Consider the following 22,111-nt stretch of genomic DNA (forward strand, 5'->3'; position numbering starts at 1 on the left):
GGCCCCGGTCGATTCCTCGACCGGGGCCTTCGTACGCTGGGGTGAGTGACGGGACTCGAACCCGCGGCCACCTGGACCACAACCAGGTGCTCTACCAACTGAGCTACACCCACCATCTGTCAGGTGCTTTCCCGCTTGCGCGTTCCCGCTCCGACAGGAAGAACTCTACAGGATGCCGAGGGGTGCTCGCGCCAGGGTTTTCCCGACCGCTCGGACCGCGGTGCTGGTCAGCTGGTGGGCAGCTGGTGGCGGGCGGCGATCTCCCGCGCGGTGTCGGTGTCCGGGCCGGGCTGCGGGACGAACACGGCCTCGCGGTAGTACCGGAGTTCGGCGATCGACTCGCGGATGTCGGCCAGCGCGCGGTGGCTGCCGCCCTTCTGCGGGCTGTTGTAGTAGGCGCGCGGGTACCAGCGGCGGGCCAGCTCCTTGATCGAGGAGACGTCCACGATCCGGTAGTGCAGGTGCCCCTCCAGCTCCGGCATGTCCCGGGACAGGAAGCCGCGGTCGGTGGCCACCGAGTTCCCGCACAGCGGGGTCCTGCCGGCCTCCGGGACGTGCTCGCGGACGTACGCCAGCACCCGCTCCTGGGCCTCGGCCATGGTCAGGCCGTCCGCGAGCTCGTCGAGCAGGCCCGAGGCGGTGTGCATCTGCCGCACCACCTCGGGCATGCCCTCCAGCGCCTCGGCGGGCGGGCGGATGATCACATCCACGCCTTCGCCGAGCACGTTCAGCTCGGAGTCGGTCACCAGGGCGGCGACCTCGATCAGGGCGTCCCGATCGAGGTCGAGGCCGGTCATCTCACAGTCGATCCATACCAGACGGTCATTCACGCCCTCACCCTACGGCGCGGTCGCGCGCCCCCGACACCGCACGCGCCCCGTCCGGGGCGAAGCCCGCCGCCCCGCGCTCCGGCTCGGCCTCGGGGCGGTGCGCCCCCTGCCGCTCCCGGGCGCTCGGCTGCTTGCCGTCCGCGTCCTCCGCGACGGCGTGCTCCACCGGACGGTCCGGACGCTCCGCCGGACCCGACCCGCGCCCGCCCGGGTACGCCGCACTCGGCCGCACCGGCTGCCCCGGCGAGGGCTGCGCGTGCGCGTGCGCGTGCGCGGGCGGCGGGCCCTGGTGGGTGCCCTGGTGGGTGCCCTGGTGCGCACCCCCGGGCTGTCCGTACTGGCCGGGCTGGGCCGGTTGGCCCGGCTGCCCGGGGTGGCTGCCCGGCGCGGCCGGGTGCGTGCCGCGGCCCGCGTACCGGGGGTCACCCGGGCGCTCCGGCCCGCGCGGACCGAAGGAACCCGCCGGCGGACCGGCCTGCGGCGGCACCAGCGGACGCGGACGCTGCCGCCCCGCCACGCCCCCGCCGGGACCGTTCGCCCCGCCGGCCGCACCGCCACCGCCCGGCAGCTGCTGACCGTGCGTCACCTGCTGGCCGTGCGGCAGCGACCCGTGCCCGGAAGGCCCGTGCCCGGTGGACCCGTGCGGCGCCTGCGGGTGCCCGACCGGGCCCGCGCCGCGCTCGACCGGTGCGCCGGTCGCCGACTGCGCCGCCACCGGGCCGCCGGCCGCCGGACGCCGGGCCCGGAAGGTGGTCCGGTACGCGGCCGGGGAGACCCCGAGCTGCCGCCGGAAGTGCCCGCGCAGCGCCACCGGCGAGCGGAAGCCGCAGCGGCGGGCGACGTCGTCCACCGACAGGTCGGAGGTCTCCAGCAACCGCTGCGCCTGCAGCACCCGCTGGGTGATCAGCCACTGCAGCGGCGCGCTGCCGGTCAGGGTGCGGAACCGGCGGTCGAAGGTGCGCCGCGACATGTAGGCGCGGGCCGCCAGCACCTCCACGTCGAACTGCTGGTTGAGGTTCTCCAGCGCCCAGGTGACCACTTCGGCCAACGGGTCGTTGCCGATCTCCTCAGGTAAAGACTGGTCGATGTACTGGGCCTGACCTCCGCCGCCGCGACGGTTCGGCACCACCAGCCGGCGGGCCAGCGCGTTGGCGGCCTCGGCGCCGTGGTCGCTGCGGACCACGTGCAGGCAGAGGTCGATGCCCGCCGCGGTGCCCGCGGAGGTGAGGACGTCGCCGTCGTCCACGAACAGCTCGCGCGGGTCGACGTGGACCCGCGGGTAGCGCTTCGCCAGCGTCGGCGCGTACATCCAGTGCGTGGTGGCCGGACGCCCGTCCAGCAGCCCGGCGGCGGCCAGCACGAAGGCACCGGTGCACAGGCCGATGATCCGGGCGCCCTCGTGGTGGGCCTTGCGCAGCGCGGCGATCGCCTCGACCGGCGGCGGCTGCGAGATCGACCGCCAGGCCGGGACCACGATGGTGCCCGCCCGGGACAGCGCCTCCAGCCCGTACGGGGCGGTCAGCGTCAGCCCACCGGTGGTGGTCAGCGGGCCCTCCTCGCCGGCGCACACCAGCAGCCGGTAGCGGGGGACGCCGGCGTCCTGCCGGTCCACGCCGAAGACCGACAGCGGGATCGAGCTCTCGAAGATCGGCGCCCCGCTGAACAGCAGCACCGCCACCGTCTCCCGGCGGCGCCGGCCCGCGAGCTTGCGCGGGGAGGACGCGGACAGCACACCGGGGCCGGAGGCGGCGGGGAGCACGTCCGTCGCGGCGCCGCCGTGACCGCCCGGGGCGAGGCCGCCGTGGCCGCCCGGGGCGAGGCCGCCGTGGCCGCCCGGGGCGAGGCCGCCGTGGCCGCCCGGGGCGAGGCCGCCGTGGCCGCCGTGGCTGGTGCCGGTCGCCGAGGGGTACTGACCGCCCGTCATCGGCCCGCTCATCGACCCGCTGCCGCCCAGGAGCTGGCCGCCGCTCGGCCCGCCTCCTGGTCCGGCGGCCGGTGAACCGGTCGACGTGCCACCGAACTTGCCGAGTCTCGCCGTGCCACCGGGATAGGACGACGGCTGGCGGCCGCTTTCAGGACCCGCGTCGCTCCTGCTCACCCTGCTCAAGGCGCTCCAGCCCCCTCGGTGGTGTGGTGGTCTCGGCTGCCGCTCTGCGAGCCAAGATCGAATCTACTTGGTGGACCGTTGCCGTTGTGACAAGTTCACCATCCGGCGCTATGTCGACATGGCAATTTGGCGTGAAGCATTCGATCACGAAGCGTGGCACCCGTCGACCCCGCTGTGAAGGGGGCGCGAACAAGCGTGGCCGGTTGTCGCACGACGCTCCGGCGATTCGCCCGTCGGGGGTGCACCCACCGTCCGCTGTGTGCTGCGGATTTGCCCGAACGGCAGGGGAGCGGCGCAAGTTGGCCGAAAACATACGGTTCGAATCGGGGGCGTGAAACCGCCTTCCACGCGCCACAGCGCACACCTGAGCCATGATCTCCGCGCCCCGTCAGCCCCCCGGTTCAACCCGAACCGGCCACTCCTGAACGCTCCTCACCTCACACTCCGTCACTTCAAACTCCTCGTTCCACTTACACCTCATCAACACCAGCAGCCCCACCGGCCCCGACCACCCCGCCGATCCGCCCGCACCCCGGCCGACCCACCCCGCCGACCCGGGCGCCGCACATTCGTCCGAATCCGATCCCTCCTCCGGACCGGGGAATCGGGGGACCACGGCCCGCTCACCGTCGCCCACGCCCCAGGCCGGACAGACACCGCAGACACCCCCAGCCCTCCGCCGAGCCGCCACGGATCGAGCCCTTCCCGGCCCGCCGTCCCGGATACCCCCGGGCTGCAACGGGCCGCGGCGGGCCGCGGCGGACCGATGGCTGAAACCGCCGGGCACACCAGGCCGTTGAGCCGACCCCGACGTGGCTCGGGCCCTGATGCCGACCCCGCCCCTGACACCGGTACTGCGCGGTCGGCGGGTCGGCGGGGCGCCGTCCGCGACGCCGAAGCCCTCCTGGGGACGCCCCGGGGCTTCCAGGGCGGCCACGGACGGCTACGCGGCTGTGCCACGTCCGTGCGGTGCACCACTGGCACGCGCTGCTCGGCGGCTCCCCAGGTGCGGGCCCCTCGCCGTAGACGAACGCCAGTCGCACCACCGCCACCACCACACCGCCACCATCGGCGGCCGCCTGCTTCCGCCCGTGCCTCGGACGCCGCGCCCACCCCCGCCAGTCCGTCTCCCGCACGGCTCACCGGCCACCACCTCGACCCCGCACCGCAGTCGGGCCGGCCCGCCCCGCCGACCGCAGCACCAGCCGACAACCGACACTCGCCGCCGCGTCCGTACCCACCGTGCCCGTCCCCGTCGTTTCCGGCACGGTCCGACCGGGTCCGACCGATCCGTCGAATCGGTGCCCCCGCCGCCGGAGTCGCCCGCTCCGAACCGTTGGACCTGCGTCTCCGGGCCGGTCGCTCCGGCCCGGAAACCACTCCGGGGCCCGGCGGAGGGGCCGCAAGGCCCTCTCGGACCTCGGACCTCGGATCGGGGCCAGGCCACACCACTCCGGACCCCGGAAGGGTGACCACGTGCCCGGTGCTCACCGATGTCTTCGCTCGCTCCCGAGCCCGCCGCACCTCTGCCGACCTCGGCCTGTCGCCGGAGGAGGTTGCCCCCTGGCCGGACGCTCCGACGACTACTACGCGCGGCCCGAACAGCGCCGCGGCCCCAGCCGACCTCGTAACTGCCCGCTGCCCCGGTTCAGGTCCATGACTGATCGAAGGCGAACGCGACCGCCGTGCCGCCAGAGCCCGTTGGACCACCTGTGCCCCTGGGCGCTGCTGTTCCTCGACCGGAGCCCGCTGCCGGCCGCGGTCTCCGGCGGACCTGTCCGCACCGCCGCCTCCGCAAGCCAGAGCCGGTGGCTCCTGGCGTACACCGCCCCGCCGGGCAGCGAGATCGCGGACCGCCTCGGTCTCCTGCCCGCCCTAGACGTCGAGGCGGACTCCGTAAAACCAATGACTCTCCGTCAACTCCCTTACTCCAAAGAGCGAAATACTCGGTGCCGAAGCCGGCTCGACCGAACTGCCGGTGCGGCGCGACAGCGCGGGCAGTGCGAACGGATCAGCCCGTGGCCGCCGAGGTGGCCGGTGGTGCGAGCGGCACGGTCTTCGCCATGGGCGCTGCCATGGGGGTGCTCAGGGGGATCGCCGGGGCGAGGGGCTGGGGGGTCGGCTGGGGGAGCGGGGCACCCGGGGCGGTCGAGGCGATGCGGGTGGCCGTCGGGGCCAGCCGGGAGGCCGGGATGGCGAGGTGGCCGCGCGACAACTGGGTACGGCCTGCCGCGGATGCGGCGAACCCCCTTCTGGAGTTGGGGAGTTCAGCCCTGGAGAGGATCACCTGGACCGCTTCCGGCAGGCTCGGCGCGCTGATCGTCGGGCGGTAGGCCCGTTCGGCCCAGGGGCGCCCGTGGTGCAGCCACGCGCTGCGCAGTCCGGTGGCCGCTGCCCCCGCGATGTCGGCCGGACCGTAGTCGCCGACCATCCAGGTCTGTGCCTTCCAGTCCCCGGCGGGACGGAAGTCGCACCGCCGCGCCGCGATCTCGAAGATCAGCGGGTCCGGCTTGAGGCAATGGGCCTCCTCCGAGATGACCCAGCCGTCCACCAGGGAGGCGAGCCCGGTCAGCCGGATCTTCTCCAGTTGGGGGAGCGTTCCGCCGTTGCTGACGATCCCCAGCGTCCACCCCGCCTCGCGTGCCTTCCGGAGCGCCGCGACGTGTGAATCCGGGCACTGGATACGCGAGTTGATGCCGAGCCGGTAGTGCTCGAGCATCGAATCGACCGAACGGTCGAAGCCGTAGCGGCGCTTCGCCGCACCCAGTACCGTGCTGCGCGGCACGTAGCCGCTGCCGTCGAGCATGACCAGCCAGTCGAGGTCTTCGGCGGGCAGGCCGTTCTCGGCGAGGAAGTCCTCCGCCCACGCCCGAAACGCGGCGTCCCTGGGCAGCAGGGTGTTGTCGAGGTCGAGCAGGAGCAGGGGCATGCCGAGCATGCTGCCAGCGGCCGCCTCGTATGCACGTGGCAATTGCCAAAGGCGGGTGGGATTTCCGCGAATTGGCCGAATCCGGTTGGTACACGCGCAACCCGGACCATGATCCGAAAAGGTACCGGCCCGGCAGGCCGTCGGCCGGTCACGGAGCCGGACGGGACGGTGCAGGGGCGTGTGCGGGCGGCCCCGGTCCGACGCCCCGATTCTGCGCTCCGGGCCGGTACCCGGTCGGTCCGTCGGCCGGGCAACTCCCGTGCACCGCCTGCGGGCAGGGGCGATGACAGTCGGGTCACGTTGTGTCGGCACACTGTTGCGCGCAGCGCATGTCGTCGGTCAAGCTCCTGGGAACCCGTCCTGCGGGGGGCGCGCGCCTGGGCGTGTGTTTCCCCCACACGCGGGAACCTGATCGCACGCGGGCGCCCGTCGCTGGGCGGGGGCCGCCCCGAGCCGTACTCTGAAAGGCACAGGTCGCCAACGGTGGTAGTCGTTCCCGGACGCATTCCCACCGCCGCCGTTCCTGGCACCAGGGCCGGACGGTCCGCCGTCGCGTCCCCCCGCGTAGGCCCGCTTCAGTCGAAGAGTTTTGAGCCATGGCCGGTCATGAGCCCTCCGCTTCTGCCCACGGCAGCCCGTACGACGGCAGGTCCGTCGCCGAGAGCTTCGGCGTTCCGTCGCTCGCCGGCCCACCGCGCCGCCCGGACGTCCGACACCTCGACCAGGGCACCGGCCTGGACCCCACCCCCCGTCCGGTGCCGTCCGAATCCCACGGCGGCCGGACGAGTCGGGCCGCCCCGCTCGGACGAGTACGTCCGCCCGGACGGACCGCACCCCGCCGTGATTCGGGATGCGGCACCCCTGAACGCGACAGCCCTGAGCGCGACAGCCCTGAACGCGACAACCCTGAACGTCACGCCCCTGAGCGTGGCGACGGCCCCGAACGTGACACCCCTGGGAACGACACCCCCGGTAGTGCGGAGGACGCGATGACCGACCGATCCCGTCCCACCGTCGGCCGCCGTGGCGGCGAAGGCGAACCCCAGCTCCAGGAGCACGGCTCGCGCGCCTGCGATCCGCAGTTCCAGCACGGCGTGGTGGTCGGCTTCGACGGCTCGCTCTCCAGCGAGCGCGCCCTGGCCTACGCCGTGGGCATGGCCCGCCGTTCCCGCTGCGGCCTGGTGATCGTCCACGTCGCGAACCGGCTGCCCGCCACCGTCTGGGCCGGCTGCGAACCGCCCGTCTTCGTGGACCTCCCGGACCAGCGCACCGAGGTCCTCGGCCTCGAGCTCGCCTGTGCCGACTTCCTCTCCGGGGTTCCCTGGATCCTGGTCGAACGAGGCGGGGACATCTGCCACGAGATCGAGGAGGTCGGCCGTGAGTACGCCGCGGACGCCATCGTGGTCGGCAGCACCCACGGCCTGCTCGGCAAGATCTTCGGCTCCGTCTCCGGCCGCCTCGCCCGACGCGCCAACCGCCCGGTGATCGTCATCCCCTGACCGGCCCGCCAGCCCGCCGGCCTGCTGGCCTGCTGGCGAGCGGGCCGGAAGCGGGCGGAGAGCGGGTCGAGGAGCCCGGGAGCTCGGAACGGCTCGTCCGGGCCCGCACGTCCCGTTCGATGCGGCCCGATCCTGTTGCCCGCTCCTTCCGCGGCCACGCCCGAGTGCGACGACCTGGTGCTATCGGCCGATCGAGTCGTTCCCGCCCGCTCCGGTGCGCCGTACCGGTGACCGGTCGAGTGTTTGATCGATCATGCCAAGGTGACCAATCGTCATATCGACGTACTGACTGCCGGGCGACGCGTCGCAGCGGCCGCACCCCGCCGCCCCGTGCCCGCCGTACTCGGAGCCGCGCTGCTGGCCCCCGCCGTCCTCGGCACCTGGGCGTCGGACCCGGCCGCCACACGGGGCGGCGAGGTGCGCAACGAACTGCGGCTGAGCGTCAGTACCAACAGCAGCACCGATCCCGCGGTACGGCTGCGCGCGGGGGAACCGGCCACGCGCACCTACCACCTGAGCAACCACGCCGAGTATCCGCTCGGCGGCGTGCTGCTGAACGACCCGCAGCTACCCGGCGGCCAGTTCTCCTGCGGTGCCGACCGGCGCATCCCGTCCGGTGGCGCCATCGACTGCACCACCACCTTCACCGTCGTTCCCGGGCCGCAATCCGTCCAGGTCACGGCGGTCGCGGACGCGCCGGACCGCCTGCCGCAGGCACACGCCGACGCACCCGCCGGTTACCTGGGTATCACCGCGGGAATCCGGCTCATCCGGGTGGGCACGCCCGCCGGCACGGGTCTCTCCCACCGGGCCGCCCCCAGGGCGGTGCCGCCCGACGGCCCCGAAGCCCCCGGCAGCCCTGGCGGCCACGGGGGCCCTGAAGCCCCGGCGGGGCCCCCGAGCGGATCTCCCGAACCCTCCGGAGTCCGCGAGCTCCCTCCCTCCACGGCCGCAACCGTCCTCGCTGCATCTGCCCGGCCGCAGAGCAGGGCCGTGGCCGCTGCTGGTGGAACCGTCGAACTCCAGTACCGCCTGGAGGCGTTCGGTGACGTCCCGGTCACTGCCGCCTCGATCACCGAAGGACTGCCCGGTCTGGGTGCGGTGAACTGCGAGGGCCCCGACGGCGGGCACACCCTCACCCCCGGACAGGCCGTCGACTGCCGGGCGACCGGCACCGCCCGCCCGGGACGCCAGACCGGTACGGCCCGTGCGGACGGCCTGGCGGACGACGCGACCGTCGGCCCGGACGGCAGCCGTCAGGCGCCCCGCCGGGTCTCCGCCGAGGCCGACGGCGCCTACGACGGTCTGCAGCCGGTTCCGTCCAGCCCGGAACCGGCCGGGTCGGCGGCCACTGGGTCGGGTTCCGACACCACTGCAGGCCCTGCTCCCGGAGCCGGAGCCGGAGCCGGAAGCGGGACGGGAACCGGGCTCGGGCTCGGAGCCGGAGCCGGCACCGGAACGGGGGCAGGCCAAGGCCCAGGCGGTGTCACGAGCACCGGTACCGGCCCCGGGGCTGTTGGCGGAGGCACCCCTCCCGGCTTCTCGGGGGACAGTGTTCCGCCAGGGCTGTTCCCCGTGTCCGTCCCCCCAGGAGCCGGCCTGGCGGCCGCTGCTCCTGGACAGCAGCCCGGCAGCGCGGAGCAGGTCCGGCCTGCGGCAGGAGCTCCCGCTGTGGCGGGGCAGATGCTCGGGCCGTTCCTCCCCGGGCAAGCACCAGCGCTGCTCCCGGGCGGGACTGCTTTCGCCCGGCCGGCTTCACCCTTCGCCGCCCCGGGAGCAACCGGTGCGGCAACTTCTTTGTCCGGCAGCCCCGTTGCTGCTGCGGCGGCCAACCCGGGCACGGCCAACACGGCAAACCCGGGTGCGGCTGCATCCGGGTCCGCCGGCCCGGTCCGGGCGTCCGGTCAGGGGACGAGTTCCGCCGTCGGCCCGCAACAGGTGGGCCCCACCACGGGAGGCTCTCCGGGCGCGGAGGGAGAGGGTCAGTACGCGACGGAGGACTGGCCCCCCGATGAGGAGGGCGACTCGTGGGAGGGCACCGAAGTGATGATGCTCCTGCTGGCGATCCTCCTTCCGGTGCTGTGCGTGCTGGCCGCGGCGTTCACCGTCCGGAACCGGCAACGGCGGTGACAGCGGTGGCGGAGGCGGTGGTGATGAAGGTGGCGGCGGAGGCAGAGGCAGAGGTGGGGTGGAACGTGTTGGAGTCCGGCCCCGGAGGAGCGACAGCCGTGCTCGCGGTCACGGCTGTGCTCGACGGGGCACCCGGGGGCGGCGCCGGTGCGAACGCGCTTGTAGGCGCAACTGTTGTCGAGTCAAGGATCGGGCCGGAGCGTGCTCCAGCGGTCGGTGGCCCGCGGAGGGCTCCGACCTGTTCGGTGGCGGCGCCGCAGTCGGACGTCGCAACCAGCACGGGTAGGGGGACGGGGACGGCTGGGGGTGTAGGCGCGGGTACGGCCGGTTCCCGATGCTGACCGTTGCCCTCGCCGCAGTGTCGGGTGCGGTGCTGGCGCTGGTGATCGGCTTGTTGCTGGGGCGAACCAGACGGGCGCGCGAAGGGTCGACGACACCCCAGGCGATGTCCTTCGCCGGGGCGGCGATCCTCGGCTTCTTCGCGCTCTTCCTGGGGTTCAGCATCGCCGGCACCTGGCAGCAGTTGAATTCGGCTCGCCAGCACACCTATGAGGAGTCGCGGGCCCTCACAGAGGCTTACTGGACTGCGGGCGGCCTGCCCGGTGCCGACCGGCCCGTGGTGCGGGAGCGGCTGCGGGCCTACACCAGGGTGGTGATCGACGACGAGTGGGCCACCATGCAGCACGGCACCGGAAGTCAGGCCGCCTGGCGGGCGGTCGACCAGGTGCGGGCCGCCGTTGACCGGGCCGCGGTGCACAGCCAGGCCGAGGCGAGTGCTCGGACCGATGTGCTGCGGAGCCTGTCCGAGGTCAACGCCAAGCGGAACGCGCGGCTGGGTGATCTCCGTGCGTCGGTACCCGTCCTGGCGATCGGCGGACTGCTGGTCGGGGCGGTGTTCGTGCTGGCCACCCCTTCGGTGATCGGGCTGACCTCCAATCCGCGGAACCTGGTGCTGATGTGTTTCGTGGGCGCCTCCGTGGCGTTCGGGGTGAGCATGGTGGCGGTGATGAGCGGGCCGTTCTCCGGCGCGGTGCGCGTCCAACCGGCGGCCTTCCAACTGGCGTTGGACCGCTACGACCAGATCGACAGCGATGCCGGGGCGTCGGCCCTGCCCCCGTCCACAGCCTCGTTCCCGCCCTGACCGCACCCGCTCCGACCAGCCCAGGCCAGGTCAGCACGGGTCGGCGCAGGTCTGATCAGACCGGATCAGACCGGGCCAAGGTCAGGTCAGGGCCAGGTCGGGGCGGTGGGTCAGGGCAGGCGCAGGAACATGGGGCTGATGATCATGGGGTCATGCCGAGTTCGCGGGCGATGAGCATCCGTTGGACCTCCGAGGTGCCTTCTCCGATTTCCAGGATCTTGCAGTCGCGCCACATGCGGGCGACCGGGTACTCGTTCATGAAGCCGTAGCCGCCGTGGATCTGGGTCGCCTCCCGGGCGTTGTCGACCGCGGCCTCGGAGGCGTACAGCTTGGCGATGGCTGCCTCCTTCTTGAAGGGCTCGGAGTGCAGCAGCCGGGAGGCGGCGTCCCGCCAGGCCAGGCGGGAGGTGTGTGCGCGCGTCTCCATGTCGGCGAGCTTGAACTGGATGACCTGGTTGGCGCCGATCGGCCGGCCGAAGGCGCGGCGCGTGGCGGCGTACGAGAGCGACTGGTCGACGCACCCCTGGGCCAGGCCGGTGGCCAGGGCCGCGATGGCGATGCGGCCCTCGTCGAGGATGCGCAGGAACTGGGCGTAACCGCGGCCGCGGCGCCCGAGCAGGTTGGCTGCGGGCACTCGGCAGTCGGTGAAGGACAGTTCGCGGGTGTCTGAGGCGTTCCACCCGACCTTCGAATACTTCTTCGACACCTGGAACCCGGGAGTCCCAGTGGGAACGATGATGGAGGAGATTTCCCTGGTCGGCGAGTGATTTGACGATCCATCACTCGAATGTGTGATCGGTTCGGTCAGCGCGGTGACGGTCACCAGCCCGGTCACCTCGGTGCCGGAGTTGGTGATGAAGCACTTGCTGCCGTTGATCACCCACTCGTCGGTGGCCTCGTCGTAGCGGGCGGTGGTCCGGGTCGCCCCGGCGTCCGTGCCGCCCTCGGGCTCGGTCAGGCCGAAGGCGCCGAGCACCTCGCCGGAGGTCAGCTTCGGCAGCCACTCGCGCTTCTGCTCCTCGGTGCCGAACAGGTGGATCGGCATCGCGCCGAGCGAGACGGCGGCCTCCAGGGTGATCGCCACCGAGGAGTCGACCCGGGCCAGTTCCTCCAGGACCAGGCAGAGCGCGAAGTAGTCGCCGCCCATGCCGCCGTACTCCTCCGGGAACGGCAGCCCGAACAGGCCCATCCGCCCCATCTCCCGGACGATGTCGTACGGGAATTCGTTCCGCTCGTAGTAGTCGCCGATCTTCGGCGCGATCACGTCGTTGGCGAACTCCGCGACGGTGCGGCGAAGCTCCTCGTACTCACTGCTCAGACGGTGGTCGAGCACGGCTGATCCTCCCGGGATCGCGGCCTGGTGGGCCTGGTGGAGGTGGGGTGTAGGAGGGTGTCGGGGATCAGGTCGTCGGCCCGAGCAGGGCGCGGACCGTCCTCGACGGGCTGGGGCGGCCGAGGTGACGGGCCATCCAGCCGCTGGTCGCGGCGAGCGCGGCGAGGTCCACGCCGGTCTCCACGCCCAGGCCGTTCAGCATCCAGACGAGGTCCTCGGTGGCCAGGTTGCCCGTCGCGCTCTTGGCGTACGGGCAGCCGCCGAGACCGCCGGCCGACGCGTCCACCACGGTCACGCCGCGGTGCAGCGCCGCCAGCGTGTTGGCGAGGGCCTGCCCGTAGGTGTCGTGGAAGTGCACCGCCAACCGTTCGACCGGAGCACCGGAACGGGTGAACGCTTCGATCAGTGCATTGACGTGGCCGGGGGTGCCGACGCCGATCGTGTCGCCGAGGCTCAGCTCGGCGCAGCCCATCTCCAGCAGCACCAGGCCGTGGCGGACCACCTGTTCGACCGGGACGGGGCCTTCCCACGGGTCGCCGAAGCACATCGACAGGTAGCCGCGCACCGGGATCCCGGCGTCCATGGCGCGGGCGACCACCGGACGGAGCATCGCCATCGCCTCGTCCGCCGAGCGGTTGAGGTTGCGCCGGGCGAAGGTCTCGGTGGCGCTGGCGAACACCGCGACCTCGGTGGCGCCGCGGGCCAGCGCCCGGTCCAGCCCCCGTTCGTTGGGCACCAGGACGGGCAGCCGCAGCCCCGGGTGCCGCGCGGGCAGGTCGGCCAGCCGGGGCATCAGCTCCTCGGCGTCCGCCAGCTGCGGCACCCAGTCGGGGTGGACGAAGCTGGTGGCCTCGACGGTGCGCAGCCCGGCGCCGGCGAGCCGGGCGACGAACTCGGCCTTCACCTCGACGGGGAGGAGGGCGGCCTCGTTCTGCAGTCCGTCGCGCGCGCCGACCTCGTGGATCCGGACCCGCTCGGGCAGTGCGGGGTCGCGCACCGGCTGCGGCAGGCCGAGCTCCAGCACGGTCGGTTCGGTCGGGGCGGCGCTCACCGGGCCTCCCCCGGGAGGGACGCGGCGGGGGCGGACGGCTCCTCGGCCGCGGTGACCGTCACCAGGGGCGCGTCCATCGCGACGGTCGCCCCTGCGGTCACCCGCAGGTCCTCGACGGTGCCGTCGTGCGGCGCGGAGATGACGTGCTCCATCTTCATGGCCTCCAGGACCAGCAGGGCCTGGCCCCGGCGGACCCGCTCGCCGGGTTCGACCTTGACCACGGTGACGGTGCCGGGCATCGGCGCGGTGAGGGAGCCGAGGTGGACGGCGCCGGCCGCGGCGCGCTCCGCGATTACGTCGAACGGGTGAACGGGCCAGGCGTCCCCGTCGGCGCCCAGCCAGTGGGTGACGCCGTCCGGCGTGCGCTCCGAAGCGACCGTGAAAGTGGCCTGCAGGCCGTCCACCGCAAGGCGCAGCAGGTCTCCGGCGCGGCTCGCGCGGGCCCGCCGCGCCGGCCCGTCGTCCAGCCGTACCTCCCAGTCCGGGGCGGCCGCGGCGGAAAAACCGATAGCGCTCTCGATTTCACCGCTGGTAGTCATTCGACAGCGAACGGTGACCGGGTCGCGGCCCGGGAGCCGGAGCCGGTGCGTGGTCCATGCGGCCTCGCCGCCGAGCCGCCAGCCAGAAGGGAGGGAGAAGGGATCGGTCCAGCCGTCGGAGGCGTCGGCGCGGCCGAGTTCGAGCTGCCGCAGCAGTGCGGCGGCGAAGTAGAGCAGGTCGATCGACTCGGAACGGGTGTACGGGGAGCTCAGCAGGGAGGCGTCCTGCTGGGCACTGCGTTCCACCAGGCCGGTGTCGAGCCGTCCTGCCGCCACCTCGGGCTGCGCCAGCAGCCGGCGCAGGTAGCCGGTGTTGGTGGTGACGCCCAGGATGCGGGTCTCGGCGAGTGCGGCCCGCAGCCGACGGATCGCGGTCGGGCGGTCGGGCCCGTACGCGATCACCTTGGCGAGCATCGGGTCGTACAGGCTGCCGACCCGGTCGCCGGGTGCGATTCCGGAGTCCACCCGGACGCCCTCCCCGGAGGGCTCGTCCAGCAGCAGTACCTTGCCGCCGGTGGGCAGGAAGTCCCGTTCCGGGTCCTCGGCGCAGATCCGGGCCTCGATCGCGTGGCCCAGGAAGGAGACGTCCGACTGGACGAACGGCAGTGCCTCGCCCGCGGCGACGCGCAACTGCCACTCGACCAGGTCCAACCGCTGCGGGCCTTCGGGCCCGGCCACGGAGACGGCCAACTCGGTGACGGGGTGTTCCACCTGGAGGCGGGTGTTCATCTCCATGAAGAAGAAGTCGAGGACGTCGTCCGCGTCCGGCCCGGCGGAGCCGCCGGGGACGATGAACTCGACCGTGCCGGCGCCGGTGTAGCCGCAGGACTCGGCGGCGCGCACCGCGGCCGCGCCCATCGCGGCGCGGGTCCGGGGATTCAACAGGACGGAAGGGGCCTCTTCGATGAGCTTCTGATGACGGCGCTGCAGACTGCACTCGCGCTCGCCGAGGTGGACGGTCCGGCCGTGGGTGTCGGCCAGGACCTGCACCTCGATGTGCCGGGGCTGGTCGATCCAGCGCTCCAGCAACAGGGTGTCGTCACCGAACGCGGTGCGGGCCACCCGGCGGGCCGCGGCGAGCTCGGCGGGCAGCTCGGCCGGGTCGCGGACCAGTCGCATGCCCTTGCCGCCGCCGCCGGCCGAGGGCTTGAGCAGCACCGGGTAGCCGATCCGGTCCGCCGCCGCGATCAGCTGCTCGTCGCTGGGCGAGCCCTCCTCGCTGCCGGGGACGACGGGCACCCCGGCGGCCCGGACGGCCTCCTTGGCGTTGATCTTGTCGCCCATCAGTTCCACCGCGGCCGGCGGCGGACCGATGAAGACCAGACCGGCCTCCGCGCAGGCCCCGGCGAACGCGGAGTTCTCGGCCAGGAACCCGTAGCCGGGGTGGACGGCCTGCGCACCGGTCCGGCGGGCGGCGTCCAGGATCAGGTCGGTCCGCAGGTACGTCTCGGCGGCCGAGCTGTCGCTCCGGTCGGCGGGCCCGAGCCGGACCGCGAGGTCGGCGGCGCGGACGTGCGGGGCGTCGGCGTCCGCGTCGCTGTGCACGGCGACCGACCGCACGCCCAACCGCCGGAGGGTGCGGATCACCCGCAGCGCGATCTCGCCGCGGTTGGCGACGAGCACGGTGTCGAACATGAGAGGTGTTCCTCCGTCACGAAGGGAACGGTGGGCGGATTGACGGTGTGTCACTGATGGTGGTCCGGCCGGCCGGACGTCACATGCGGAAGACCCCGAACGGGCGCGGTTCGGCGAGCGGGGCGTTGGCGCAGGCGGTGAGCGCCAGACCGAGCACGGTGCGGGTCTGCAGCGGGTCGATCACGCCGTCGTCCCACAGGCGGGCGGTGGCGTAGTACGCGTTGCCCTGGCGCTCGTACTGCTCGCGGACGGGACGCTTGAACTCGTCCTCGTCCTCGGCGCTCCAGGGCTCGCCGCCGGCCTCCAACTGGTCGCGGCGGACGGTGGCCAGCACCGAGGCCGCCTGTTCCCCGCCCATCACGGAGATCTTCGCGTTCGGCCACATCCACAGGAAGCGAGGTGAGTAGGCCCGTCCGCACATCGAGTAGTTGCCGGCTCCGTACGAGCCGCCGATCACCACCGTCAGCTTGGGCACCCGGGTGCAGGCCACCGCGGTGACCATCTTGGCGCCGTGCTTGGCGATGCCGCCGGCCTCGTACTGGCGGCCCACCATGAACCCGGTGATGTTCTGCAGGAAGAGGAGGGGGATGCCGCGCTGGTCGCACAGTTCGACGAAGTGCGCGCCCTTGAGCGCGGACTCGGCGAACAGGACGCCGTTGTTGGCGACGATGCCGACCGGGTGGCCGTGGATCCGGGCGAAACCGGTCACCAGGGTGGTGCCGTACTCGGCCTTGAACTCGGCGAACCGGCTGCCGTCCACCAGCCGGGCGATCACCTCGCGCACGTCGTAGGGGGTGCGCGGGTCCACCGGCACCACGCCGTACAACCCGGCCGGGTCGACCGCGGGCGGCTCGACCGGGGCGAGCGGCCACGGCCGGGCGGCGCGCGGACCGAGCCCGGCCACGATGGTGCGGACGATGGAGAGCGCGTGCGCGTCGTCCTCCGCGAGGTGGTCGGTCACGCCCGAGGTGCGGGAGTGCAGGTCGCCGCCGCCCAGCTCCTCGGCGGTCACCACCTCGCCGGTGGCGGCCTTCACCAGCGGAGGGCCGCCCAGGAAGATGGTGCCCTGGTTGCGGACGATCACCGCCTCGTCGCTCATCGCCGGGACGTACGCGCCGCCCGCGGTGCAGGAGCCCAGCACCGCCGCGATCTGCGGGATCCCGGCGGCGGACAGGCGCGCCTGGTTGTAGAAGATCCGGCCGAAGTGGTCCCGGTCGGGGAACACCTCGTCCTGCCTCGGGAGGAACGCCCCGCCGGAGTCCACCAGGTAGACGCAGGGCAGCCGGTTCTCCAGGGCCACCTCCTGCGCGCGCAGGTGCTTCTTCACCGTCATCGGGTAGTAGGTGCCGCCCTTGACCGTGGCGTCGTTCGCCACCACCAGGACCTCGCGCCCGGCGACCCGGCCGATGCCGGCGATCACCCCGGCGGCCGGGGCGGCGCCGTCGTACAGCCCGTCCGCGGCCAGCGGGGCCAGTTCGAGGAAGGGCGAGCCGGGGTCCAACAGGGTGTCCACCCGTTCCCGGGGGAGGAGCTTGCCGCGGGCGACGTGCTTGGCGCGGGCCTTCTCGCCCCCGCCGAGCGCCGCCGCCGCGAGCTTGCCGCGCAGTTCGGCGACCAGCTCCCGGTGCGCCCGGGCGTTGGCCAGCCCGGCGGGGTCGGCCGGGTCGGCCGCGCCCTCCAGGCGGGGGGCCGGCGCGTCGGCGGCGCGGAACGGCGGAGCGTCCGGGGCCGCCTCCCGAGACGGAGCGGTGGACCACGGAGGGGTCTGTGCCGAAGAGGGGACCATCCCAAGAGCTCCCTTGCCCTCGGATTCGGATCCGGGCAGGCCGAAGGGCGAGCCGGCCAGCCCGTGTTAATGAGCGTTAACTCTGTGGCCAGGTTAACCATCGATAACCCGACTGTCTACGATGGGCAGCATGCCCAACCGCGCCACCGCCCCCGCGCTCCCACGCCGTGACCAGATCCGGAAAGAGGCCGCCAGGCTCTTCGCCGCTCGCGGGTTCCTCGGGGTCGGCGTCGACGAGATCGGCAAGGCGGTCGGCATCAGCGGTCCCGGTCTGTACCGCCACTTCGCGGGCAAGGACGCGATGCTCGCCGACCTCCTGGTCGGCATCAGCGAACGCCTGCTGGACGAGGGCCGGCGCCGCGAGGGCGATGCCGACGGGCCCCGGGCCGCGCTCGACTCCCTGATCGACGGCCACATCGACTTCGCCCTGGACGACCGGGACCTGATCACCCTGCACGACCGCGAGCTGCTCCACCTCAAGGAGGCGGACCGCCGCCGGGTGCGCCGGCTCCAGCGCGGCTACGTCGAACTGTGGGTCGCGGTGGTGCGCGAGGCGTTCCCGCCGCTGGCCGCCCCCGGGGCGGAACCGGTCGCCCGCGCCGCCGTGCACGCGGTGTTCGGCCTGCTCAACTCCACCCCGCACAGCGCCGCGCCGCAGGCCGTCCAGAACGCTCCCGGTGCCCCGGGCGCCCCGGGCGCCCCGGGGGCCCAGGCCGAGTCCGGCTCCGAGCGGGCCGGGCTGGCCCGCGACAGCATGGTCGCCCTGCTGCGCGCACTGGCCCAGGGGGCGTTCGCGGCGGCCGCCGCAGAGGTCGATCGGGCCCGTACGACCGCCTGAGCCACGGGAGCCGGTACTCGGGCGCAGGCCGGGGGTGGGGCTGAGTACACCCCTCGCCTAGGACGATCGGCCGACCCAGGTCTGGCCGATCGCATGAGGCGCACCACGGTGCCACGGGGCAACCTGTAGGCGGGAAGGAAGCTCGGCCCGAGGTCGTTCAGCCTTCCATGCGCCCTCGAATCCGATGGACGCTCAACCGGTCGAATGGTTAGCATCACTAAATATGCCCGAGACTCATGGTTTCCCCGAGCGAGGTTGGCTCCGTCGGCTCGGAGGCTACTGCTGGCGGTACCGCCGCAACCTGCTGCTGTCCTTCGGGGCGTCCCTGGTGGGCATGGCGGTCACCGCGATCGTCCCGCTCATCACCAAGTTGATCATCGACGACGTGATCACCGCGCACAGCCGCCCGCTCACCCCGTGGGCGGTCCTGCTGCTGGTCGCGGCGGCGGTGGTGTTCCTCTGCACCCAAGTCCGGCGCTACTACGGCGGCCAGCTCGCGCTGGACGTCCAGCACGACATGCGCGCCGACCTGTTCCGCTCGCTGACCAGGCTCGACGGGCACCGGCAGGACCAGTTGGACACCGGACAGGTGGTCGGCCGGGCCACCTCCGACCTGCAACTGGTCAACGGCCTGCTGTCGATGCTGCCGATGATGACGGGCTACGCCCTGATGTTCGTCATGTCGCTGGCGGTCATGCTCTGGCTGTCCCCGCCGCTCACCCTGATCGCCCTGGTGATGGGCCCGGTCCTGTGGTGGCTGGCCACGCTCAGCCGCAAGCGCCTGTTCCCCGCGACCTGGGCCGCCCAGCAGCAGGCCGCCGAGGTCGCGGGCGTGGTGGACGCCGCGATCGGCGGGGTCCGGGTGGTCAAGGGCTTCGGCCAGGAGGCGCAGGAGCGCGGCAAGCTGGAGCGCGCCTCGCGCGAGCTCTTCGCGGCCCGGCTCCGCTCGATCAGGCTGAACGCCCGCTACACCCCTGCGATGCAGGCCGTCCCCGCACTCGGGCAGGTCGCGGTGCTCGCCGCCGGCGGCTGGCTCGCCGTCCGGGGAGACGTCACGCTCGGCACCTTCGTCGCCTTCTCCACCTACCTGGCCCAGATGACCGGCCCGGTCCGGATGCTCGCCATGGTGATCACCGTCGGCCAGCAGGCCCGTGCCGGCGTCGAGCGCGTCCTGCAACTGATCGACCAGCGCCCGCTGGTCTCCGAACCCGCCGACGCCCGCCCGCTCGACCCGGACGCCGCCCCGCCCGGCACCCCCGCGCTGGAGCTCGACCGGGTCGACTTCCACTACCGCGCCGAGGAGCACCCCGAGCCGGGCAGCGTCCCCGACGGCGTCCCGGTGCTGGAGGGCCTCAGCCTGCGGCTCGCCCAGGGCGAGACGTTGGCCCTGGTCGGCTCCTCCGGCTCCGGCAAGTCCACCGTCGCCCAGCTCGTGCCCCGCTTCTACGACCCCACCGCCGGAACGGTCCGGCTGTTCGGGCAGGACGTCCGCGAGACCACCCTCGATTCGGTGCGCGCCACCATCGGCATCGTGCCCGAGGAGAGCTTCCTGTTCTCCGAGAGCGTCCGCACCAACATCGCCTACGGGCACCCGGAGGCGACCGAGGAGCAGATCCGGGCCGCCGCCCGGATCGCCCAGGCCGACGGCTTCGTCCAGGAGCTCCCCGACGGCTACGACACCAAGGTCGGCGAGCAGGGCCTCACCCTCTCCGGCGGCCAGCGCCAGCGCATCGCGCTCGCCCGGGCCGTCCTCACCGACCCGCGCATCCTGCTGCTCGACGACGCCACCTCCGCGGTGGACCCGCAGATCGAAGCGGAGATCCACGACGCGCTGCACAGCGTGATGGCCGGTCGCACCACCCTGCTGATCGCCCACCGCCGCTCCACCCTGCAACTCGCCGACCGGATCGCCGTGCTGGACGCGGGCCGGCTGATCGACCTCGGCACGCACGAGGAACTCACCGCCCGATGCCCCCGCTACCGGTCGCTGATCACCGACCCGGACGCACTGGCGGCCCCCACCGGTGAAGCAACTCCCGAGCAGGCCGCTGCCGGTGCCCCGGCCGAACAGGCCGCCGCCCCGGCCGCCGAGAAGCCGGGCACGGACACCGAACTGCTCGCCAAGGTCGCCGCGCTGCCGCCCGCGACCGACACCCCCGACATCCCGGTCGAACGGGCCGAGGCCGCCGACCCCCGGTTCAGCCTCGCCCGGCTGCTCGCCCCGTTCCGCCGCCCCCTGCTGCTCGCCCTCTTCCTGGTCGCGCTGGACACCGCGGCCGGCCTCACCCTGCCGGTCCTGATCCGGCACGGCATCGACGACGGCGTCAGCAAGGCGGCGCTCGGCGGCGTCGCGACCGCCTCCCTGCTGGCGCTCGCCGTCGTCCTGCTCGACTGGCTGGTGCAGGCCACCGAGAGCAAGGTCTCCGGCCGCACCGGCGAACGCGTCCTCTACACGCTGCGGCTGAAGATCTTCGCGCACCTCAACCGGCTCGGCCTCGACTACTACGAGCGGGAACTGACCGGCCGGATCATGACGCGCATGACCACCGACGTCGACTCGATCTCATCGTTCCTGCAGACCGGTGTGGTCACCGCCGTGGTCAGCGTCCTCACCTTCTTCGGCATCTTCGCCGCCCTGATCGTGATCGACCCCGGCCTCGCCCTGGTGGTCTTCGCGGTGCTCCCGCCACTGATCATCGCCACGCTGGTGTTCCGCAAGAAGTCCGCCCAGCAGTACCAGGTCTCCCGCGACCTGATCAGCACCGTCAACGCGGACCTGCAGGAGAACGTCGCCGGCATGCGGATCGTCCAGGCGTTCCGCCGGCAGGACGCCAACACCGAGCGCTTCGTCGAGCGCGGCCTCGCCTACCGGCACGCCAGGGCCAAGGCGCAGCTCTACATCTCGCTGTACTTCCCGTTCGTGCAGTTCCTCTCCAGCGTCGCCTCCGCCCTGGTGCTGATCGCCGGAGCCTCCCGGGTCGACAACGGCACCCTCACCATCGGCGCCCTGGTCGCCTACCTGCTCTACATCGACCTGTTCTTCGCGCCGGTCAACCAGCTCTCGCAGATCTTCGACGGCTACCAGCAGGCCGCCGTCGGCCTCGGCCGGATCCGCGACCTGATGCGCACCCCGACCAGCACGCCCGAGGCCGAACACCCCGTCCCGGTCGGCGAACTGCGCGGCGAGATCGACTTCCGGGGCGTCAGCTTCGCCTACAACGGCGGTGGCGAGGGCAATCCCGACGTGCTCTCCAACATCGACCTGCACATCCCGTCCGGCCAGACCGTCGCCCTGGTCGGCGAGACCGGGGCGGGCAAGTCCACCCTGGTCAAGCTGGTCGCCCGGTTCTACGACGCCACCGGCGGCACCCTGCGGGTGGACGGCACCGACCTCACCAGCTACGACCTGGACGGGTACCGGCACCGGCTCGGCGTCGTCCCGCAGGAGGCGTACCTCTTCGCGGGGATGGTCCGGGACGCCATCGCCTACGGCCGCCCCGACGCGAGCGACGCCGAAGTCGAAGCGGCGGCCATGGCCGTCGGCGCCCACGACATGATCACCCGGCTGACCGGCGGCTACCAGCACCGGGTCGCACCCCGGGGTCGCAACCTCTCCGCCGGTCAGCGCCAACTCATCGCCCTCGCCCGGGCCGAACTGGTCGACCCCGACATCCTGCTCCTCGACGAGGCCACCGCCGCGCTCGACCTCGCCACCGAAGCGGCCGTCAACCACGCAGCCGACCGGCTCAGCGGCGGGCGCACCACCCTGGTCATCGCCCACCGGCTCACCACCGCCGAACGGGCCGACCGGATCGTCGTCCTCGACCACGGCCGAATAGTGGAGGACGGCACCCACGCCGAACTGCTCGACCGTGACGGCGCCTACGCCAAGCTGTGGAGCGCCTTCATTGCGGAGGGGCAGCCCGCAGCGGCCATCGGCTGAGCCCGGCACCGGGCCGTCCCCGCGCCAGCCGGTCGGCGGCCGGCACCGGCGGCCCGGCCACGGCCTCAGCCCCGGCAGCGCGGCGGCCCGGCCGGCTTGCCGTCCTGGTCGGCGGGTAGCTCCTGCCAGGACCATTGCTCGCCGACCCGGGGCCGGAAGGTTCGGGGCCGGAAGGCCCGGGGCGGCCCGGGGCGGGGACAGGCGTGGCCGGGGTGGCCGGGATGACCGGGGGAGGAGCGGCGGCCTTGGGAGCAAAAGGCCGTTCGATCACGGAGCTGTCTCGGCCGGGACGCAACTGGGCAGCTCACCGGTTGCGACTCGGCCACCGGCCACCACCACCGGCGGCACGC

General features: G+C 73.1%; 11 protein-coding genes, 1 tRNA gene and 1 pseudogene. 5 read left to right on the forward strand and 8 right to left on the reverse strand.

Annotated features, from left to right (window positions below; all coding sequences use genetic code 11):
* Positions 1 to 37: 37 nt before the first annotated feature.
* From ACFUEL_RS07520 to ACFUEL_RS07535, 4 genes and pseudogenes are all read right to left on the reverse strand, one after another.
* A tRNA-His gene (locus ACFUEL_RS07520) sits at positions 38 to 113 on the reverse strand.
* 114 nt (positions 114 to 227) lie between these two features.
* Complete coding sequence (gene orn, locus ACFUEL_RS07525; protein ID WP_380235109.1) at positions 228 to 830, reverse strand: oligoribonuclease; 603 nt, start codon at positions 828 to 830, stop codon at positions 228 to 230.
* A gap of 720 nt (positions 831 to 1,550) precedes the next feature.
* Positions 1,551 to 2,562 (reverse strand): annotated as a pseudogene (locus tag ACFUEL_RS07530) (helix-turn-helix domain-containing protein); the annotation flags it as partial.
* A gap of 2,386 nt (positions 2,563 to 4,948) precedes the next feature.
* On the reverse strand, positions 4,949 to 5,866 hold the full coding sequence (locus ACFUEL_RS07535; RefSeq protein WP_380235110.1) for an HAD family hydrolase: 918 nt from the start codon (positions 5,864 to 5,866) through the stop codon (positions 4,949 to 4,951).
* 989 nt (positions 5,867 to 6,855) lie between these two features.
* Here ACFUEL_RS07535 and ACFUEL_RS07540 point away from each other — a divergent pair.
* The 3 genes from ACFUEL_RS07540 to ACFUEL_RS07550 all read left to right on the forward strand — a co-directional run bounded on the left by ACFUEL_RS07540 (position 6,856) and on the right by ACFUEL_RS07550 (position 10,636).
* Positions 6,856 to 7,365 (forward strand): universal stress protein, encoded by a 510-nt coding sequence (locus ACFUEL_RS07540; protein WP_380235111.1) that lies wholly within the window; start codon positions 6,856 to 6,858, stop codon positions 7,363 to 7,365.
* Between the two features lie 243 nt (positions 7,366 to 7,608).
* Positions 7,609 to 9,495 (forward strand): hypothetical protein, encoded by a 1,887-nt coding sequence (locus ACFUEL_RS07545; RefSeq protein WP_380235112.1) that lies wholly within the window; start codon positions 7,609 to 7,611, stop codon positions 9,493 to 9,495.
* Positions 9,496 to 9,829: 334 nt separating this feature from the next.
* Positions 9,830 to 10,636, forward strand: a complete 807-nt coding sequence (locus ACFUEL_RS07550) for a hypothetical protein (RefSeq protein ID WP_380235113.1) — start codon at positions 9,830 to 9,832, stop codon at positions 10,634 to 10,636.
* 142 nt (positions 10,637 to 10,778) lie between these two features.
* On the opposite strand, the gene ACFUEL_RS07555 is transcribed toward ACFUEL_RS07550, so the two are convergent.
* From ACFUEL_RS07555 to ACFUEL_RS07570, 4 genes are all read right to left on the reverse strand, one after another.
* A complete protein-coding gene (locus tag ACFUEL_RS07555) occupies positions 10,779 to 11,969 on the reverse strand; it encodes an acyl-CoA dehydrogenase family protein (protein WP_380235114.1) in 1,191 nt (396 codons plus the stop codon).
* A 67-nt stretch (positions 11,970 to 12,036) separates the two neighbouring features.
* The gene (locus tag ACFUEL_RS07560) at positions 12,037 to 12,990 is read right to left on the reverse strand and encodes a hydroxymethylglutaryl-CoA lyase (protein ID WP_380235126.1); all 954 of its coding nucleotides are present in this window, start codon (positions 12,988 to 12,990) and stop codon (positions 12,037 to 12,039) included.
* A 26-nt stretch (positions 12,991 to 13,016) separates the two neighbouring features.
* On the reverse strand, positions 13,017 to 15,194 hold the full coding sequence (locus ACFUEL_RS07565; protein ID WP_380235115.1) for an acetyl/propionyl/methylcrotonyl-CoA carboxylase subunit alpha: 2,178 nt from the start codon (positions 15,192 to 15,194) through the stop codon (positions 13,017 to 13,019).
* A 79-nt stretch (positions 15,195 to 15,273) separates the two neighbouring features.
* Entirely contained in the window at positions 15,274 to 16,980 is a 1,707-nt protein-coding gene (locus ACFUEL_RS07570) for a carboxyl transferase domain-containing protein (protein ID WP_380235116.1), read from the reverse strand.
* 130 nt (positions 16,981 to 17,110) lie between these two features.
* Between ACFUEL_RS07570 and ACFUEL_RS07575 the strand changes: the two genes are divergently transcribed.
* Positions 17,111 to 17,818 (forward strand): TetR/AcrR family transcriptional regulator, encoded by a 708-nt coding sequence (locus ACFUEL_RS07575; RefSeq protein WP_380235117.1) that lies wholly within the window; start codon positions 17,111 to 17,113, stop codon positions 17,816 to 17,818.
* Positions 17,819 to 18,041: 223 nt separating this feature from the next.
* Entirely contained in the window at positions 18,042 to 21,761 is a 3,720-nt protein-coding gene (locus ACFUEL_RS07580; protein WP_380235118.1) for an ABC transporter ATP-binding protein, read from the forward strand.
* The last annotated feature ends 350 nt before the right edge of the window (positions 21,762 to 22,111 follow it).

The sequence above is a fragment of the Kitasatospora sp. NPDC057198 genome (assembly GCF_042670125.1).
Classification (GTDB): domain Bacteria; phylum Actinomycetota; class Actinomycetes; order Streptomycetales; family Streptomycetaceae; genus Kitasatospora.

Bases quoted from the DNA above. Each gene is read 5' to 3' on its own strand.
- ACFUEL_RS07535 (WP_380235110.1), bottom strand. From the start codon at position 5,866: ATGCCCCTGCTCCTGCTCGACCTCGACAACACCCTGCTGCCCAGGGAC.
- ACFUEL_RS07540 (WP_380235111.1), top strand. From the start codon at position 6,856: ATGACCGACCGATCCCGTCCCACCGTCGGCCGCCGTGGCGGCGAAGGC.
- ACFUEL_RS07550 (WP_380235113.1), top strand. From the start codon at position 9,830: ATGCTGACCGTTGCCCTCGCCGCAGTGTCGGGTGCGGTGCTGGCGCTG.
- ACFUEL_RS07565 (WP_380235115.1), bottom strand. From the start codon at position 15,194: ATGTTCGACACCGTGCTCGTCGCCAACCGCGGCGAGATCGCGCTGCGG.
- ACFUEL_RS07570 (WP_380235116.1), bottom strand. From the start codon at position 16,980: ATGGTCCCCTCTTCGGCACAGACCCCTCCGTGGTCCACCGCTCCGTCT.
- ACFUEL_RS07575 (WP_380235117.1), top strand. From the start codon at position 17,111: ATGCCCAACCGCGCCACCGCCCCCGCGCTCCCACGCCGTGACCAGATC.
- ACFUEL_RS07580 (WP_380235118.1), top strand. From the start codon at position 18,042: ATGCCCGAGACTCATGGTTTCCCCGAGCGAGGTTGGCTCCGTCGGCTC.